This is a genomic window from Shewanella denitrificans OS217 (genome assembly GCF_000013765.1).
Classification (GTDB): domain Bacteria; phylum Pseudomonadota; class Gammaproteobacteria; order Enterobacterales; family Shewanellaceae; genus Shewanella; species Shewanella denitrificans.
The window spans coordinates 3,375,795-3,391,316 of record NC_007954.1 but is presented as its reverse complement, the minus strand read 5'-3'; the positions used below and the strand labels follow the sequence as shown (position 1 = coordinate 3,391,316).

Here is a 15,522-nt window from a genome sequence, read left to right as displayed (position 1 = left end):
TAGGGATTTTTCCTGTCAATGAGCCACTTAATTAGTGGCACATATTACTCTTGCAAACACTGCTATCTAGGTTGAAAGCCATGTATAATTCGCGTCTGCTTTCAGTCGATTAAGGATCTGCATTGAATTATTTGCTCAGTTATTTTAAGGGCCTTGCCATGGGCGCTGCCGATGTGGTGCCGGGTGTCTCTGGTGGCACTATTGCTTTTATTACAGGGATTTTAGATCCTTTACTCGATGGTATACGCAGAATAAACCCAAGTTTAATTGGGATTATCAGGGAAAAAGGCATTAAAGCGGCATTTATGGAGATTAATGGCCCATTTTTGCTGGCTGTGTTTGGCGGCATACTCACCAGTATTTTCTCTTTGGCTAAACTTATTTCTTGGCTACTGGTGACTCACCCTATCCCAGTTTGGTCATTTTTCTTCGGGCTGATTTTATTTTCTGTGGCCCACATGCTCAAACAAGTGCAAGGTTTTACCTGGGGTAGGCTGGGGCTTTTTATTCTTGGGGTCGCCTTTGCATGGATGATAACTGTACTGCACCCTATTGAGATTCAGGTGAGCTACTTAAGCTTCTTTTTTGCCGGTGCTATTGCCATTTGTGCGATGATTTTACCTGGCATTTCAGGGAGTTTTATTTTGTTGCTGCTGGGTTTATATCCTGCTGTATTAGCCGCTGCTAAAGGCTTTCAAATTGATTTTTTAGCCTGTTTTGCCTTTGGGGCCTTGCTTGGCTTATTGAGCTTTAGTCATTTGCTCTCAGCGTTATTGCGCAAGTTTCACGATGCCACTTTAGTATTTTTAACTGGATTAATGCTCGGCACCTTAGGCAAAATCTGGCCTTGGAAACAGGTACTGACATGGCGGACTAACTCCCATGGTGAGCAAGTGCCTTTAGCTGAGCAAAATTTGTCACCCATGGCCTTTGAGCAAATCACAGGTCAAGAGGCGCTAGTGGGTGTCGCTACCGCCAGTTTAGTCTTGGGGATCTGCCTTGTATGGGGCTTAGAAAAGTTTGCTACCCGGGGAGATAAAACCGCTGAACTGTCATAACCCCTTGAGTCATTGCCTAAAAGTTAAATCTAAATTTAGTGATCGATTTTGACACCTTAATCGTAATGCACGCTAGACTAGATTTATATACAAGAACAAGCTAGAACAACAATATGGTTCAAGCTCCCGAGTTGCATTTATTGCAAGTTGGGCGCGATGAACACTTGGAATGCGTGTTTCTAAAGGGAGTGGCTCAAATTGGAACTTTCCTCACATTTTACCCCAGAAAAAATTCAAGTTGGCATCAGCAGCTGTTTGTTAGGTCAAAAGGTGCGTTTCGATGGCGGTCATAAGAACTCTTATTATTGTGATGTCACCTTAAGAGAACATGTTGAATTCGTGCCTGTGTGCCCAGAAATGTCCATCGGCTTAGGTGCGCCGCGAAAGAGTATTCGACAAGTGCGAGACGGTGATACTCTACTCATCCAAAGCGGCGATGGCAGCTTAGATGTCACAGATAAACTCAACACTTTTAGCCAGCAGAAAGTGGCTGAACTGGATTTTTTAGGTGGCTATATTCTCTGTGCCAAATCGCCCACTTGCGGCATGGAGCGAGTCACTGAATATAAAATCGGTACTAATAACGGCAGTAAAGCAGGTGTCGGGGTATTTGCCAAGGTGTTGATGGAGACGTACCCTCATTTGCCGGTGGAAGAGGAGGGCAGATTAAACGATCTGGTGCTCCGTGAGAACTTTATCACTCGCCTTTACGCTTACCATGATTGGTTTTCCATGTTGGCGAGCGGCTTAACTAAGCACAAACTTATTCAGTTTCACTCCCGTTATAAATATTTAATCATGGCCCACAGTCCTAAATGGTATCGTGCTTTGGGGCCTATTTTGGCCGATATTCAAGACTTATCAGCCAGTGCAGATGCTTATTTTGATGGCTTTATGACGGCCCTTAAAATCAAAGCCACTCGCAAAAATCACACCAGCACCTTGCAGCACATTCAAGGCTATTTTAAGAAGCATTTGTCCGCAGGACAAAAGCAAGAGCTGAGTGAGTCTATCGACAAGTATCGCCAAGGGTTATTGCCATTATTAGTGCCAATTACCTTGATTAATCATTACTTGCGCGAATTCCCAACGCCTTATATTGAAAGCCAAGTGTATTTAAATCCTCACCCAGAGGAGTTGAAACTGCGCTATGCCTATTGAGAGTAATGTTCTTAACAATGGGGCATTAAACCCCAATAGTCTCATGTGGTTCAGAAATGACTTACGCCTTGGGGATAATCCTGCGCTAAACGCCGCCTGTGAATATGCTGGTGTTCATGGTGGCAAGGTGCGAGCCGTTTATCTTGTGACGCCTAAGCAATGGCAGCATCACCATGTGGCGCCAATGCAAATTGATTTTATTCGCCGCCACCTTGAGTTATTAGCCCGCTCTCTTGGCGCCTTAGGCATTCCATTGGATGTGCTTTATGGTCAAGTGTTTGATGATACTGCTGCATTACTGGTTGACTATGTGAATGAGCATCAAATCGGCGCTATCTTTGCGGGTAAAGAACCTGAGATTAATGAACAAAGGCGGGATAACGCATTAATTGCATCAGGCTTGAACTTGACCCTATTGCAGCAAGATTGCCTGTTGGCACCGGGTGCTGTGCTCAATCTTAGCGGTGACATGTACAAGGTATTTACCCCTTTTAGTAAAAAGTGGAAGCAAATCGCGGCATCCATGCAAATTTTACCTGTGCCCGTACCCGCGCCCGTTGGCAGCGCGATTACCCAAATAGCACCCATAGTGTTTGACTGCCCAATGCGCTCAAGCGAGGCTTGGCAAGCGGGTGAGGGCGCTGCCAAGCGGATATTGGAGAGGTTTTTAAATCAAAATGTGGCCGAATATCAAGTTTTAAGGGATTTCCCTGCAGAAGAGGGTACCAGTCGATTATCCCCCTATTTAGCCCTAGGGATTATCAGCCCTAAACAATGCGTGGCCGCTATTTTACAGCGCTTTCCTGAAGCCTTAGTGGATTATACCAGCCCCGCAAAAACTTGGCTTAATGAATTAATGTGGCGTGAATTTTATCGTCACTTGCTGGTGGCGTTCCCGCGGCTTTCTATGGGGCATAACTTCAACGCCTTAGGCGATGGCATAAAGTGGCGTAACGATAAGGCTGAATTTAACGCCTGGTGTGAGGGGCGCACTGGCTATCCCTTGGTGGACGCCGCGATGCGGCAACTGAACCAAACCGGTTGGATGCATAATCGACTCAGAATGTTAGTGGCAAGCTTTTTGACCAAACACTTGTTGATCGATTGGCGCTGGGGTGAGCAGTATTTTCGCCAGCAACTGATAGACGGTGATTTGGCGGCAAATAATGGCGGCTGGCAGTGGTCTGCGGGCACAGGTTGCGATGCGCAGCCTTATTTCCGAGTATTCAGCCCTTTGAGCCAAAGCGCAAAGTTTGATTCTGATTGCGAATTTATAAAACGTTTTGTGCCTGAGCTCAGTGAGGTGTCCAATAAAGCCATTCATGAGATAAAATGCAGTGCTGCTTATGAAGCGGCGAAGGTGGACTTGTTTGCCCCACCTGAGCTTGAGGGCAAATCTGCGACTTATCCCGCGCCCATTGTCGAGCATAGCTTTGCCCGTAAACGCGCTATTGAAGTGCTTAGTGCATTAAAAAAGGGGTAAGATTATTAATAGGATTGGCATTAACCTCGACTCGATCACACTCCTGCTTACCCATGAGCTTAAATCGGCATAATCTCATTGAAGCTTAGTTTAGATAAACTTAAACTAGCCTTTAAACAATCATTATAAATACCTGTTTAATGTTAGTTCTTTTAGACAATCACATTGACTAAATGGTTTATAAACAGGTTGCTGGTGAGTCCATCTGATAAGTCGAGTCGTAACCTATGCTAAATATTGACGATCCCTCCAAGACTGAAACTACTCCCGCCATCTGGCGTCTCGGATTTAGGCCTTTTTTCTTAGGCGGTGCCGTGCTGGCAAGCCTCTACATTCCACTGTGGTTACTGGGCTGGTTTGTTCCTGCTTACAGCTTGTTTAATGGTGATATTTGGCATAATGTGGCGCCCATCTGGTGGCACCCACATGAGCTACTGTTTGGCTTTGCCATGGCCATAGTCTGTGGCTTCTTATTGACGGCGGTGCAGGCTTGGACCAATAGACCCACTATCACAGGTACTCCTTTAGCCTTAGTGTTTGCAGCTTGGCTGCTGGCAAGGCTTTGCTTGTTATTGCCCTTTGCGATTCCATTGTATGTGCCTGCAATATTCGACTCACTGTTTTTAGGCGCTAGCGCGATGGCGTTATGGCGCTGTATTTATCCGGTAAAGCAGTGGCGCAATATCGGTTTCCCCATCATGTTAAGCCTTGCATTATTAGTGAATCTACTTAGCTACTATGCCTTGGCTACCAATGACTTTGTGCTGGCTAATCATATCTGGCAAGCCATGCTCTGGTGGTTGGCACTGCTTATCACCATAGTGGGTGGGCGGGTTATTCCTTTCTTCACTGCCATGCGTCTGCAAACGCCAAAGCCTGAGCCTATCGAGGCGCTCGATTACACCGTCATCTTGTTTATGATAGCCCTAGTGTTTCAAGCCATTACCCAGTTATTGCCACAAGGTGTCGAGCAAGGCTTGCTGTTAAGTGCCGGGGTATTACAGCTGGCTCGCTGGTTAAGGTGGCAGCCCTTTAAGACACTAAAAGAGCCCATGCTGTGGTCGCTGCAGTTATCTTATGCGGCGCTGCCTGTCACGCTGGTGGCGTTAAGTTTTTATGTGGGTAATGTTTATGTGACTAAATTATTGCTGCATATCTTCGCCATAGGTTGCCTTGCGGCCTTATGCTTATCTATGATTTCAAGGGTGTCTTTAGGTCATACTAGCCGCAATATTTATCAAGGTCCTAGCATGTTGCTTGCCTTTATCTGCTTGCCTTTGGCGGCGATGCTGAGGGCCGTGATGCCTATGTTTTTCCCTGAACTGACTCAAACTTGGTTATGGCTTGCAGGCATAGCGTGGTTTATTGCCTTTGGCATGTTTGTCTGGCATTACTGGAGTGTATTAACTCAGCCTAGAATTGATGGGCGCCCTGGTTAAGAGCGATGCTGAAGCAAGCATGCTAGGATCGTTGTCATCAGCACGGCGATCCGTTTTCGTTTGAGCGTACCAAGAGCGTTAATAAGTTAAATATTAAGACTAGGCAGCGTTTGTTTTTAAGCTTCAGGGAAGTGTTAACAGGCGTTGCGGTTTTGAGCCTTTAACTTGAACAATACGCTGTTTTACTTCAAGATCTAACTTTACTGTTGTGGTATACCAGCGGCAAGAACCTAGCTTGGTTATATTCTCGTGCCCTATCCTTTGTGCAACGCCAGCTGAAAGCTCACTAAACAATACCCCATCACCCGTTTCAGGAATTAGCGCTATTAATGCTTCACTCACTAGGTCATATTTCCATTTATCTATTCTGGTCGCGGCTTTTCCTTTGGTCGGCGTCAAACAGACCACTTTATCTAGGCTATTGTTCAGGCAGTCCCTTCTTTTTTTAGCAATCAATAGACTCATTCTTAGTCTCTAAATTCGATGTCATCCAGAAAGCATAGAAAATAATAGTTTATTGTTCAATGTAGTAAAGAACAGTGTAGCAAGTAGAGTAACCAATTACGGTTTTTGAAAAACCGTAATTGGTTCTGCAGTTGTGATCCAAGTTCACAAAATATTCAATAGGTAGTAGTGGAGTGGGGTTCTGAACGGTTTAAAAGACGTCGATGCCGATGAAGTTTGTGTTGGGAGGACAAGTTGATTTTTTATGAGTAATGGAGATATGAAGCGGTGATTAAGGCACATCTATTTGATTAAACAGGCTCTAATCTATTATTTTGATGAGCTAGAGCCTGTTTTGTATTCAATCGAAATTAAACGCCTTTGTTTTCACAACCAGGCTGGTTTTTATCGATAATCAAATCGCCTTCAGCACGCATGCCGACAGAACCTATAATAAATGAATGACTTAAATGACTAAGCACGACATCTGAAAGGCCTACCGCACATTTTTCAGATTCGATGGCTCTATCAATAGCTGTTTTCATATTTGGAACGCCGAAAGGCAGAATGAACACAGGGTATGTATCTTCACCTGATACTCGTTGGCCTTTAACAAGCTTGCCTGAGTTTAAATCAAAGTTTTTAGAGCTTGCGACTGTTAGATCGGCTACACGTACAGTACAACCTGAGGCAGTGAGCAATGCTACTGCAATAAGAGCTAGTTTTTTCATCATACTTCCTATATTGATGTTTACTTGATAAATCAGTATTAAGGCGCCGACTTTCATAATGAATCTATGAAAATAACGACAAGGTAGATAGATTTAAAATCGAATTAATAAAAGTGATCTTAATGGATATGCTTTATATGGATCCGATAACTGCCCTGTAAACGCCAAAAACGATAAAGGCGTAGTGGCTATTAACCAACTACGCCTTATCTGAATTGGTGGCCCCTCCCAGACTCGAACTGGGGACCTGACGATTATGAGTCGTATGCTCTAACCAACTGAGCTAAGGGGCCTACTTTTAATAGTCGTCACTATCGAAAGCGCATGCAGTATACGAATTTTGAATCGGCTTGTCACCTGTGTTTTCAACAGAATAGCTTTTTGTGAGTCCGATTGGTTATCTGTTAATCAAATTTCAGTTTGCATTAGCAATTTCTGCACAAATTTGCAGTTTAAGGCAAGAAAAAACCTGCACTGGGCAGGTTTTTACTGAGGACTTGTTATAAGTCTAACTCTTGAAAGCTAAGACGATGAAGTTAAAGCTTATTCGTCTAAGAATGATTTCAAGATCTCTGAGCGAGAAGGGTGGCGTAACTTGCGTAATGCCTTGGCTTCGATTTGACGAATACGTTCACGGGTAACATCAAATTGCTTGCCCACTTCTTCTAGCGTGTGGTCAGTGTTCATGTCGATACCAAAACGCATCCGCAGTACTTTAGCTTCACGGGCTGTCAGGCCAGCGAGTACTTCATGAGTGGCGTTCTTTAGACTTTCGCTGGTGGCTGAGTCCAGTGGTAACTCGAGGGTGGTATCCTCGATAAAGTCACCTAAATGGGAATCTTCATCGTCACCGATTGGGGTTTCCATTGAAATAGGTTCTTTAGCGATTTTCAGCACCTTACGAATTTTATCTTCAGGCATCATCATACGTTCTGCCAATTCTTCAGGAGACGGCTCACGGCCCATTTCTTGAAGCATTTGACGAGAAATACGGTTCAACTTGTTGATCGTTTCGATCATGTGTACTGGAATACGGATAGTACGGGCTTGGTCAGCGATTGAACGCGTGATTGCCTGACGGATCCACCAAGTCGCATAGGTCGAGAACTTGTAACCACGACGGTATTCGAACTTATCCACGGCCTTCATCAAGCCAATGTTACCTTCTTGGATTAAGTCCAAGAATTGTAAACCACGGTTGGTGTATTTTTTCGCAATCGAAATCACCAAACGTAAGTTGGCTTCAACCATTTCTTTTTTCGCACGGCGAGCCTTGGCTTCACCGATAGACATACGACGGTTAATGTCTTTGATGCTAGAAATGGTCAGGTCGGTTTCTAATTCAATGGCAGTCAGCTTGCTGCTGCAACGGTTAACGTCATGAGCAACGGCTTTAAGTGCATCAGCATAAGGCTTGTTGCTGTTCATTTCTTTGTTGAACCAATCTAAGTTCGTTTCGTTGCTGGTGAAAGCCTTAACGAAATTCTTCTTAGGCATTTTAGCCTGTTCAACACACAACTTAAGTATTAGGCGCTCTTGCACACGGACTCTGTCCATCATGGTGCGCATGCTTTTCACTAAGCGGTCGAACTGCTTAGGCACTAAACGGAATTCTTTGAATAACTCACCAATAACGAATAGCGCGCCAATCGCTTCTGGGTGATCACGGCCTTTTTCCGCAATGACGGCTAAGCCTTTTTCATAGACTTCTCTTAGCTCAGTGAATTTTTCTTTGGCTTGCTCAGGATCAGGCCCTTTGTTGCCTTCTTCCTCTTCTTCGTCATCGCTGTCATCATCATCATCGTCATTATCGTCATCGTTTTGCTGTGCTTCGGATAATTCTGAGCCGATATTGGTGGCGGTGGGGGCGACGTCATCTTCGTCAGGGTTGATAAATCCAGCGATAATATCTGTCAGGCGCAGTTCATCAGCTTCGTATTGGTCGAATTGCTCGAGGATCATGGCGATCGCTTGAGGATATTCAGACACTGAACTTTGGACCGTGTTAATGCCTTCTTCGATACGCTTAGCGATAACAATTTCGCCTTCACGAGTCAGCAATTCCACTGTGCCCATTTCACGCATGTACATGCGTACCGGGTCAGTAGTACGACCAAGTTCACTTTCAACTGTTGCTAGCGCAGCTGCGGCTTCTTCAGCGGCATCTTCGTCTGTGTTGTCTTCTGACATCATCATGTCATCGGCATCTGGCGCTTCTTCAAACACCCGAATACCCATGTCATTTATCATCTGGATAATATCTTCAATCTGATCAGAATCGACCATGTCAGCTGGTAAGTGGTCGTTCACTTCAGCATAGGTTAAGTAACCTTGCTCTTTACCTTTAGCGAGCAACAATTTTAGTTGCGACTGCGGAGTGTGATCCATAGATATCATCCAAGTTGGGTAACTGTTACAACGATAGGGCGCAGGCTTTTGCCTTGTGCCGCGAAAACCGTTAATTATAGCTGTCTGGGCTTAGCTTCGCTAGTCCATGACTTTGCTTTTATGTATATTTTTTAGCAGATCTTAACTCAGTCGAGTTAGCTTAAGCCTTTCATGATGGAAATCAGCTTTTGCAATTGTACTTTCTCGGCTTTGGTTAAGGTCTGCTTTAGGCTAAGCTCTTGATATCGCTGTTCAATATATTGATTGTTCAGCCAAATCAAACTCTGCCTAAACTCTTGAATTAAGTTATCATCCGCCACTTGATGGTCCCATTGGGCCAATTTTATCAGAGTCGCCTTTTGCGGGTGTTCTCTGTGCAATTCAAGTAGTTGTGCGCTGTTTAACTTTTCTTCTCGAGTGACTGTTAGCAGGTGGTTGAGTAATTCTATACCTGCAAGTTGTAAATGGGCTAACGCTGGCTGCGGTGCCAAGGAAAGTCCTAAATCTGGATGTTGCACCAGTAAGGCTATAGCTAAGCGCAGTGGCGTACCACGGCCTTGTAAGCCTTTACTATTTACTGTCTGTGACTGCTTGACTGTGAAGCCAAATTTCTTTTTCAGATCGTCTGCACTGTTCATGCCTAGCTTGTGGGCTAGATTTTCCAGCAATAAGTTTTGCAGCACGCTGTCTTGCACTTTTTCAATTAAGCCGATGGCTTGTTTTGCTAAGTCACCTTTATCAGTGCCATAGTTACTGGCCAAGGTGTCAAACAAGAACTCAGGTAAACTTAGCGCTTGCTTCATGGCTTGTTCGAAGGCGTCTTTGCCGACTTTGCGCACCATGGAATCAGGGTCTTCACCTTGAGGCACGAACATAAAGCGTACCTTATCGCCAGGTTTTAGTAGCGGCAATGCGGTTTCTAGTGCTCGCCATGCGGCTTCGCGGCCTGCTCTGTCACCGTCATAGCAACAAATGACTTCTTTGGCGCTACGAACCAATAACTGAAATTGTTCGGCTGTAGTCGAGGTACCCAGTGAGGCGACAGCATAATCCACCCCAAATTGGGCCAATGCCACCACGTCCATATAACCTTCAACAATGAGTACTTGTTCTGGATCGCGGTGACGCTGCTTTAACTCATACAAGCCGTAAAGCTCATTACCCTTATGAAATATGGGCGTTTCTGGAGAATTCAAGTACTTTGGCGTACCTTCTCCTAAAACTCGTCCACCAAAGCCGACTACACGTCCGCGTCTGTCCCTGATAGGAAACATTAATCGGTCACGAAATCTGTCGTAGCGTTTGCCGCTATCATTGGCGATTAGCATGCCGGCGGTCAGCAGCTTATCTTGGGATTGAGGATGCTGGCGATAACGGCTCAGTAATCCATCCCAGCCATCGGGGGCAAACCCTATGCCAAAATGCTCGATGACATCTTCACTCAAGCCACGCATGGCTAAGTAATCGATGACTTTTTGCTTGTCAGCATGTTGGCGTAATTGGCTTTGGTAGAAGAGTTTCGCTTCTTCCATTAGTTGATACAGATCTCGGCTTAAGCCTTGATCGACTCTATTGCCCGTTCCTTGCTCTTGCGGAACGGCTAACCCCAGTTGTCCAGCGAGTTCTTCTATGGCATCGACAAATTCTAATCTGTCATATTCCATTATAAAATCAATGGCATTGCCATGAACGCCACAACCGAAGCAGTGATAGAATTGCTTGTCTCTACTGACGGTGAAAGAAGGAGATTTTTCACTGTGAAAAGGACAACAAGCCGAATGGTTTTTCCCAGCTTTTTTTAATGGTACTTTACGGTCGATAAGCTCGACTATGTCAGTACGAGCAATAAGCTCATTAATAAAATCGCGGGGGATTGCCATGGATTATTATTGTTCTCGCTGTGATACCTTTGTCTCGGTGGTATAAACAAACAAGCCGTGCAGATGCACGGCTCATTCATTCATTAAAGGCTAATTATTGCAATTTTGCGCGAATGAGTGCGCCAATGGCGCCCATATCTGCACGGCCTTGCACTTTAGCTTTTAATGCTCCCATCACTTTGCCCATATCCGCCATGGATGATGCACCTACCGCTAGGATAGCTTCATCAAGTAATGCGGCAACTTCAGCCTCGCTAAGAGGCGTAGGCAGGAAAGTTTCAATAACTTGAATCTCTTCTGCTTCAATTGCTGCTAACTCCGGACGACCTGCTGCTTCATATTGAGCAATAGAATCACGGCGTTGCTTTACCATTTTGGTTAAGACAGCTATGGCTTGTTCATCAGTCAATTCTTCGCGGGTATCCACTTCGATTTGCTTGATGGCGGCCAGTGCCATGCGAATTGTCCCTAAGCGTACCTTTTCTTTGGCACGCATAGCGTCTTTCATTTGGTCTTTTAGCTGATCAATTAGGCTCATAATAAGATTAATATAAACGTACGCGACGTGCGTTTTCGCGAGAAAGCTTCTTAGCTAAACGCTTAACTGCTGCCGCTTTTGCGCGCTTACGTGCAGTTGTTGGCTTCTCGTAGAATTCACGAGCACGCACATCAGCTAGGATACCTGCTTTTTCACAAGAGCGCTTGAAACGACGTAGAGCTACGTCGAATGGTTCGTTTTCACGTACTTTAATTATTGGCATACGCCATCACCCCTTAGGTGTAGTTATATCGGTTCTCTTCAATCTTTGATTAAAGAAACCAAGGCTATTTAAAATGGTGCGGAATTTTACACCGAAGCAGGCTCGTTTGTAAACCCCTTAACTCACATGCCTCGACTATGGCTGCAGTATAGCCTGAATTTACGCCATAGATAGTGGTTGTTATTATCTAGAATAAGGGGGGAACTGGCTGGCGTATTAGCATGCCAAGGGGTAGAATTGGCCCCCAGATTTTTTAACAAAAGATGAGACACTATGCGGGTGCTAGGTATTGAGACCTCTTGTGATGAGACGGGTATTGCGGTTTATGATGACAAACTCGGTTTGTTGTCACATAAACTCTATAGCCAAGTCAAGCTACATGCGGATTATGGTGGCGTGGTGCCGGAATTGGCATCTCGGGATCACGTACGTAAAATAGTACCACTTATCAAACAGGCGCTCTTAGATGCCAATACCAGTGCCAATGAACTCGATGGTGTTGCTTATACTAAGGGCCCAGGGTTAATTGGTGCCTTATTGGTAGGTGCCTGTGTCGGCCGTTCTTTAGCTTATGCTTGGGGCAAGCCTGCGGTGGGCGTGCATCACATGGAAGGGCATTTGCTAGCACCCATGTTAGAAGATGATGCTCCCGAGTACCCTTTTGTAGCTTTATTAGTCAGTGGCGGTCATTCCATGTTAGTGAAAGTGGATGGTATAGGCCGCTATGAAGTGCTGGGTGAGTCAGTGGATGATGCCGCCGGTGAAGCCTTCGATAAAACCGCCAAACTCATGGGGCTTGATTATCCAGGTGGCCCAAGACTTGCCAAATTGGCAAGTGAAGGTGTGCCCGCAGGTTATAAGTTCCCCAGGCCTATGACAGACAGGCCTGGGCTTGATTTTAGTTTTTCAGGCCTTAAAACCTTTACGGCCAATACCATAATGGCTGAACCCGATGATCATCAGACCCGCGCCAATATTGCCCGTGCATTCGAAGAAGCCGTTGTGGATACCTTGGCGATAAAGTGTCGCCGTGCGCTTAAGCAAACCGGTTATAACCGCTTAGTGATTGCCGGCGGCGTGAGTGCCAATACTCGCTTGCGAGAAACCTTAGCTGAATTGATGACAAGTTTAGGCGGCAGAGTGTATTACCCTAGGGGTGAGTTCTGTACCGATAACGGCGCTATGATAGCCTACGCCGGTTTACAGCGCTTAAAGGCGGGGCAGGTAGAGGATTTAAGCGTTAAAGGTCAGCCCAGATGGCCGCTGGATAGTTTGCCAGCAGTAGATTAACCTTATCGTTGATATACTGGTCGTTGATGCATAAGATCCAAGCTTAGAAAAAGAGTTTGATTGTTGATATGCGGATTAAGCTTAAGTTGTCAGGTTGGTGACTTAAGCTTTTTTATGTGGTTTTTTTATCTCGCTTCTTACGTGAGAGTTTAGTCTCTTCCCCTGTCCAGAGTCTGTGTATGTTGTCTTTGTGACGTATGACAATCAGCACCGATAACATGGCAACAGGAATAGTAAACCTTTCGTCGAGCCACCAAGTATAAAGGGGCGCTAAGGAGGCGGCGATAATGGCAGCCACAGACGAGTAGCGAGTGATGAGAGCAAACACCAACCAAGTGGCGAGCAAGAATAAGGCTAAGTCTTCACCTATGGGGGCCATAGCACCAAAAGCCGTTGCGACGCCTTTTCCGCCTTTAAAGGCAAAAAATATCGGGAAAATATGCCCAAGACAGGCCGCCACCGCAACGAGTCCAAGATAGACAGAATCTAAGCCCAGTTTATAGCTAATGTATGAGGGAATGGCGCCTTTTAGCATATCAAATAACAACACCATGACGGCCGAACTTAAGCCACCTATGCGCAGCACATTGGTGGCGCCTGGGTTACCTGAACCATTAGTTCTGGGGTCGGGTAAGCCTCTTAGCCTACATACTAAAACCGCACTTGATATCGAACCGGCTAAGTAGGCGCCTAAGATCATCAAAATGGTGATAGTCACTGCGCTCAAATTGGTTTCCTTACTCTTCTTAGGGTATTATCGCCCATGAATTTATTGTGCTCGAGAATATTCAAGATTCATTATTGTCAGTGTGCGCTTGTAGTGTGAATAAAAGTCACTATACCTGCTTAATTACTGAGCCTATCCTACTGCTTTAACGCCGTTGGAAAAAGGCCAAATCGTGAATAACTGCATTATATCTTGAATTAATTTGTCAGCTGCGCCGACCTCAAGTTAAATTGCTTGGAGAACTCATGGATAAGGTATTAATACGACAATTAAGCATAGAAACTGTGATTGGGATCTATGAGTGGGAAAAGCAAATCCATCAGACCTTATTGGTGGATTTAGACATGGCTTGGGATAATAGTGCCGCCGCTGCGGCAGATAATTATCAACATGCACTTTGCTATGAGACTGTCTCTAAGTGCCTCACTCAGCTTATTACTGAAAAACCGATAGAGCTCATTGAAACTGTAGCAGAAATGATTGCTCAATGTGTGCAAACTGAGTTTAATGTGCCTTGGGTCAAGGTGGTGGTGATGAAGCCTGGGGCCATTCCCCACGCCGCTTCTGTGGGTGTTGAAATTGAACGTGGTCGACTATAACCCCATGTATAACCCCATGAACCCATGAGTCTTGATTAATCGATAGGATGTAGGCCGAAGATGGCACGTATTTATATTAGTTTAGGCACCAATGTTGAGCCTGAACGCCATGTTATTGCTGGGGTTGCCGATTTGCAGCGCCATTTAGGAGCGTTGCAATTATCTCGGGTATTTGAGAGTGAGGCCGTGGGATTTAATGGCACTAACTTTTTAAATATGGTCATAGGCGCAGAGACTGAGCTTTCAATCGCCGAAGTGAACGCTTTATTCAAGCAAATAGAGCAAGACAATGGCAGGCAAGTGCAGGCGAAGAAGTTTAGCCCTCGCAGTTTAGATCTTGATTTACTCCTCTATGATGATGCAGTTTGTCAGTTGCCTATTGTATTGCCTCGCGGTGAAATCCTATATAATGCCTTCGTGCTCTGGCCTTTAGCTGAACTTATCCCCAATGAACTTCATCCGCTGGTGAAAAAGACTTATTTAAGTCTGTGGGATGAATTTGATAAGCAGAGTCAGCACATTTGGCCTATCGCTTTTGATTTTCCACAGCCCGAGCCGTAAACAGCCTTGAGCTATATATAAAGCTTGAGCTTGTAAACAGCCTTGAGCCATAGATAAGGCCTGAGTGAAATAAAGACCTTGAGCCAGATTACAACCTTAGCCCCATAGACACTATTTTCTTTTTAGGAACAACATGGAAACGTTTCAAATAATTTTACTGGCTTTAATTCAAGGTCTTACCGAATTTCTGCCCATTTCTAGTTCAGCTCACCTTATTTTGCCGTCGCAATTATTAGGCTGGAAAGATCAAGGCTTTTCTTTCGATGTCGCAGTGAACACCGGCTCATTATTGGCTGTGGTCATTTATTTTCGCCATGATCTGTGGACTATGGCTAAAGCTTGGGTGCTGAGCTTAGTAAAAGGTGAGCAAAGTAATGAGAGCAAGCTTGCATGGTGGATTATTCTAGCGACTATCCCAGCGGTTATTTTTGGCTTCGCCGCGAAAGACTTTATCGCGACTCATTTAAGAAATACCACAGTGATTGCCAGTACCACCATCATTTTTGGTCTACTGCTTTGGTGGGCCGATAGAATGTCCCGTTCAGAGCTTACTGTGTACCAAACTGGCTGGCGAAAGGCATTATTGATAGGCTTTGCCCAAGCGTTAGCCATTATCCCTGGTACGTCCCGCTCAGGTGCCACCATGACTGCTGCGCTCATGTTAGGTTTAAGTCGAGAGGCTGCAGCTAAGTTTTCATTTTTAATGTCTGTGCCTGTGGGCTTAGGGGCGGCGATTTTAGTGACTAAAGATCTCGTTGAAAGCCCAGAAGCTATAGATTACCAAGCCCTAGGTATAGGGATGCTAGTGTCATTCCTTGCGGCTTATGCCTGTATTTATTATTTCCTTAAATACATTAGCCGCATGGGCATGACCCCCTTTGTGATTTACCGTTTGATCTTAGGTTCAGTGTTATTTGCATTGATCCTTTGGTAAGCGACTTTTTTAAAGTCACAGTTAAACCCTTTAGGTTAACTGTCTCACTTCAGGCTGAGTCTTAAT

Annotated in this window: 15 protein-coding genes and 1 tRNA gene; 8 read left to right on the top strand and 8 right to left on the bottom strand. The window is 45.0% G+C overall.

The window, feature by feature from the left end; all coding sequences use genetic code 11:
- Nucleotides 1–122 precede the first annotated feature (122 nt).
- The 4 genes from SDEN_RS14755 to SDEN_RS14740 all read left to right on the top strand — a co-directional run bounded on the left by SDEN_RS14755 (nucleotide 123) and on the right by SDEN_RS14740 (nucleotide 5,141).
- Nucleotides 123–1,058 (top strand): DUF368 domain-containing protein, encoded by a 936-nt coding sequence (locus tag SDEN_RS14755; RefSeq protein WP_011497268.1) that lies wholly within the window; start codon nucleotides 123–125, stop codon nucleotides 1,056–1,058.
- A gap of 198 nt (nucleotides 1,059–1,256) precedes the next feature.
- Nucleotides 1,257–2,219, top strand: coding sequence for a YbgA family protein (locus tag SDEN_RS14750; RefSeq protein WP_011497267.1), 963 nt, complete (start codon nucleotides 1,257–1,259; stop codon nucleotides 2,217–2,219).
- The gene (phrB, locus tag SDEN_RS14745; protein ID WP_011497266.1) at nucleotides 2,209–3,702 is read left to right on the top strand and encodes a deoxyribodipyrimidine photo-lyase; all 1,494 of its coding nucleotides are present in this window, start codon (nucleotides 2,209–2,211) and stop codon (nucleotides 3,700–3,702) included. Before SDEN_RS14750 ends, phrB begins: the two co-directional genes overlap by 11 nt.
- Before the next feature lie 227 nt (nucleotides 3,703–3,929).
- On the top strand, nucleotides 3,930–5,141 hold the full coding sequence (locus tag SDEN_RS14740; RefSeq protein WP_011497265.1) for an NnrS family protein: 1,212 nt from the start codon (nucleotides 3,930–3,932) through the stop codon (nucleotides 5,139–5,141).
- Between the two features lie 123 nt (nucleotides 5,142–5,264).
- Here the strand turns inward: SDEN_RS14740 and SDEN_RS14735 are convergent, their stop codons facing one another.
- The 7 genes from SDEN_RS14735 to rpsU all read right to left on the bottom strand — a co-directional run bounded on the left by SDEN_RS14735 (nucleotide 5,265) and on the right by rpsU (nucleotide 11,345).
- Nucleotides 5,265–5,606 carry a DUF6958 family protein gene (locus SDEN_RS14735; protein ID WP_011497264.1) on the bottom strand — a complete coding sequence of 114 codons (342 nt, stop codon included), beginning with the start codon at nucleotides 5,604–5,606 and terminating at the stop codon, nucleotides 5,265–5,267.
- A gap of 350 nt (nucleotides 5,607–5,956) precedes the next feature.
- The gene (locus SDEN_RS14730) at nucleotides 5,957–6,373 is read right to left on the bottom strand and encodes a hypothetical protein (RefSeq protein ID WP_198134602.1); all 417 of its coding nucleotides are present in this window, start codon (nucleotides 6,371–6,373) and stop codon (nucleotides 5,957–5,959) included.
- Between the two features lie 159 nt (nucleotides 6,374–6,532).
- Nucleotides 6,533–6,609, bottom strand: a tRNA-Ile gene (locus tag SDEN_RS14725).
- A 250-nt stretch (nucleotides 6,610–6,859) separates the two neighbouring features.
- Nucleotides 6,860–8,704 (bottom strand): RNA polymerase sigma factor RpoD, encoded by a 1,845-nt coding sequence (gene rpoD / locus SDEN_RS14720; protein ID WP_086022113.1) that lies wholly within the window; start codon nucleotides 8,702–8,704, stop codon nucleotides 6,860–6,862.
- A 155-nt stretch (nucleotides 8,705–8,859) separates the two neighbouring features.
- Nucleotides 8,860–10,584 carry a DNA primase gene (gene dnaG, locus SDEN_RS14715; protein ID WP_011497261.1) on the bottom strand — a complete coding sequence of 575 codons (1,725 nt, stop codon included), beginning with the start codon at nucleotides 10,582–10,584 and terminating at the stop codon, nucleotides 8,860–8,862.
- 94 nt (nucleotides 10,585–10,678) lie between these two features.
- Complete coding sequence (locus SDEN_RS14710) at nucleotides 10,679–11,122, bottom strand: GatB/YqeY domain-containing protein (RefSeq protein ID WP_011497260.1); 444 nt, start codon at nucleotides 11,120–11,122, stop codon at nucleotides 10,679–10,681.
- Between the two features lie 7 nt (nucleotides 11,123–11,129).
- On the bottom strand, nucleotides 11,130–11,345 hold the full coding sequence (gene rpsU / locus SDEN_RS14705; protein ID WP_006080725.1) for a 30S ribosomal protein S21: 216 nt from the start codon (nucleotides 11,343–11,345) through the stop codon (nucleotides 11,130–11,132).
- A 273-nt stretch (nucleotides 11,346–11,618) separates the two neighbouring features.
- Between rpsU and tsaD the strand changes: the two genes are divergently transcribed.
- Nucleotides 11,619–12,635 carry a tRNA (adenosine(37)-N6)-threonylcarbamoyltransferase complex transferase subunit TsaD gene (tsaD, locus tag SDEN_RS14700; RefSeq protein WP_011497259.1) on the top strand — a complete coding sequence of 339 codons (1,017 nt, stop codon included), beginning with the start codon at nucleotides 11,619–11,621 and terminating at the stop codon, nucleotides 12,633–12,635.
- Nucleotides 12,636–12,747: 112 nt separating this feature from the next.
- On the opposite strand, the gene plsY is transcribed toward tsaD, so the two are convergent.
- On the bottom strand, nucleotides 12,748–13,362 hold the full coding sequence (gene plsY, locus SDEN_RS14695; RefSeq protein ID WP_011497258.1) for a glycerol-3-phosphate 1-O-acyltransferase PlsY: 615 nt from the start codon (nucleotides 13,360–13,362) through the stop codon (nucleotides 12,748–12,750).
- Nucleotides 13,363–13,607: 245 nt separating this feature from the next.
- Between plsY and folB the strand changes: the two genes are divergently transcribed.
- The 3 genes from folB (at nucleotide 13,608) to SDEN_RS14680 (ending at nucleotide 15,456) form a co-directional block, all read left to right on the top strand.
- Complete coding sequence (gene folB, locus SDEN_RS14690) at nucleotides 13,608–13,961, top strand: dihydroneopterin aldolase (protein ID WP_011497257.1); 354 nt, start codon at nucleotides 13,608–13,610, stop codon at nucleotides 13,959–13,961.
- 60 nt (nucleotides 13,962–14,021) lie between these two features.
- The gene (gene folK / locus SDEN_RS14685; RefSeq protein ID WP_011497256.1) at nucleotides 14,022–14,522 is read left to right on the top strand and encodes a 2-amino-4-hydroxy-6-hydroxymethyldihydropteridine diphosphokinase; all 501 of its coding nucleotides are present in this window, start codon (nucleotides 14,022–14,024) and stop codon (nucleotides 14,520–14,522) included.
- Nucleotides 14,523–14,655: 133 nt separating this feature from the next.
- Nucleotides 14,656–15,456, top strand: coding sequence for an undecaprenyl-diphosphate phosphatase (locus SDEN_RS14680; RefSeq protein ID WP_011497255.1), 801 nt, complete (start codon nucleotides 14,656–14,658; stop codon nucleotides 15,454–15,456).
- Nucleotides 15,457–15,522 lie beyond the last annotated feature (66 nt).

Bases quoted from the DNA above. Each gene is read 5' to 3' on its own strand.
- rpsU (WP_006080725.1), bottom strand. From the start codon at position 11,345: ATGCCAATAATTAAAGTACGTGAAAACGAACCATTCGACGTAGCTCTA.
- SDEN_RS14710 (WP_011497260.1), bottom strand. From the start codon at position 11,122: ATGAGCCTAATTGATCAGCTAAAAGACCAAATGAAAGACGCTATGCGT.
- folB (WP_011497257.1), top strand. From the start codon at position 13,608: ATGGATAAGGTATTAATACGACAATTAAGCATAGAAACTGTGATTGGG.
- SDEN_RS14735 (WP_011497264.1), bottom strand. From the start codon at position 5,606: ATGAGTCTATTGATTGCTAAAAAAAGAAGGGACTGCCTGAACAATAGC.
- SDEN_RS14730 (WP_198134602.1), bottom strand. From the start codon at position 6,373: ATGAAAGTCGGCGCCTTAATACTGATTTATCAAGTAAACATCAATATA.
- tsaD (WP_011497259.1), top strand. From the start codon at position 11,619: ATGCGGGTGCTAGGTATTGAGACCTCTTGTGATGAGACGGGTATTGCG.
- SDEN_RS14680 (WP_011497255.1), top strand. From the start codon at position 14,656: ATGGAAACGTTTCAAATAATTTTACTGGCTTTAATTCAAGGTCTTACC.
- folK (WP_011497256.1), top strand. From the start codon at position 14,022: ATGGCACGTATTTATATTAGTTTAGGCACCAATGTTGAGCCTGAACGC.
- phrB (WP_011497266.1), top strand. From the start codon at position 2,209: ATGCCTATTGAGAGTAATGTTCTTAACAATGGGGCATTAAACCCCAAT.
- rpoD (WP_086022113.1), bottom strand. From the start codon at position 8,704: ATGGATCACACTCCGCAGTCGCAACTAAAATTGTTGCTCGCTAAAGGT.
- SDEN_RS14740 (WP_011497265.1), top strand. From the start codon at position 3,930: ATGCTAAATATTGACGATCCCTCCAAGACTGAAACTACTCCCGCCATC.
- dnaG (WP_011497261.1), bottom strand. From the start codon at position 10,584: ATGGCAATCCCCCGCGATTTTATTAATGAGCTTATTGCTCGTACTGAC.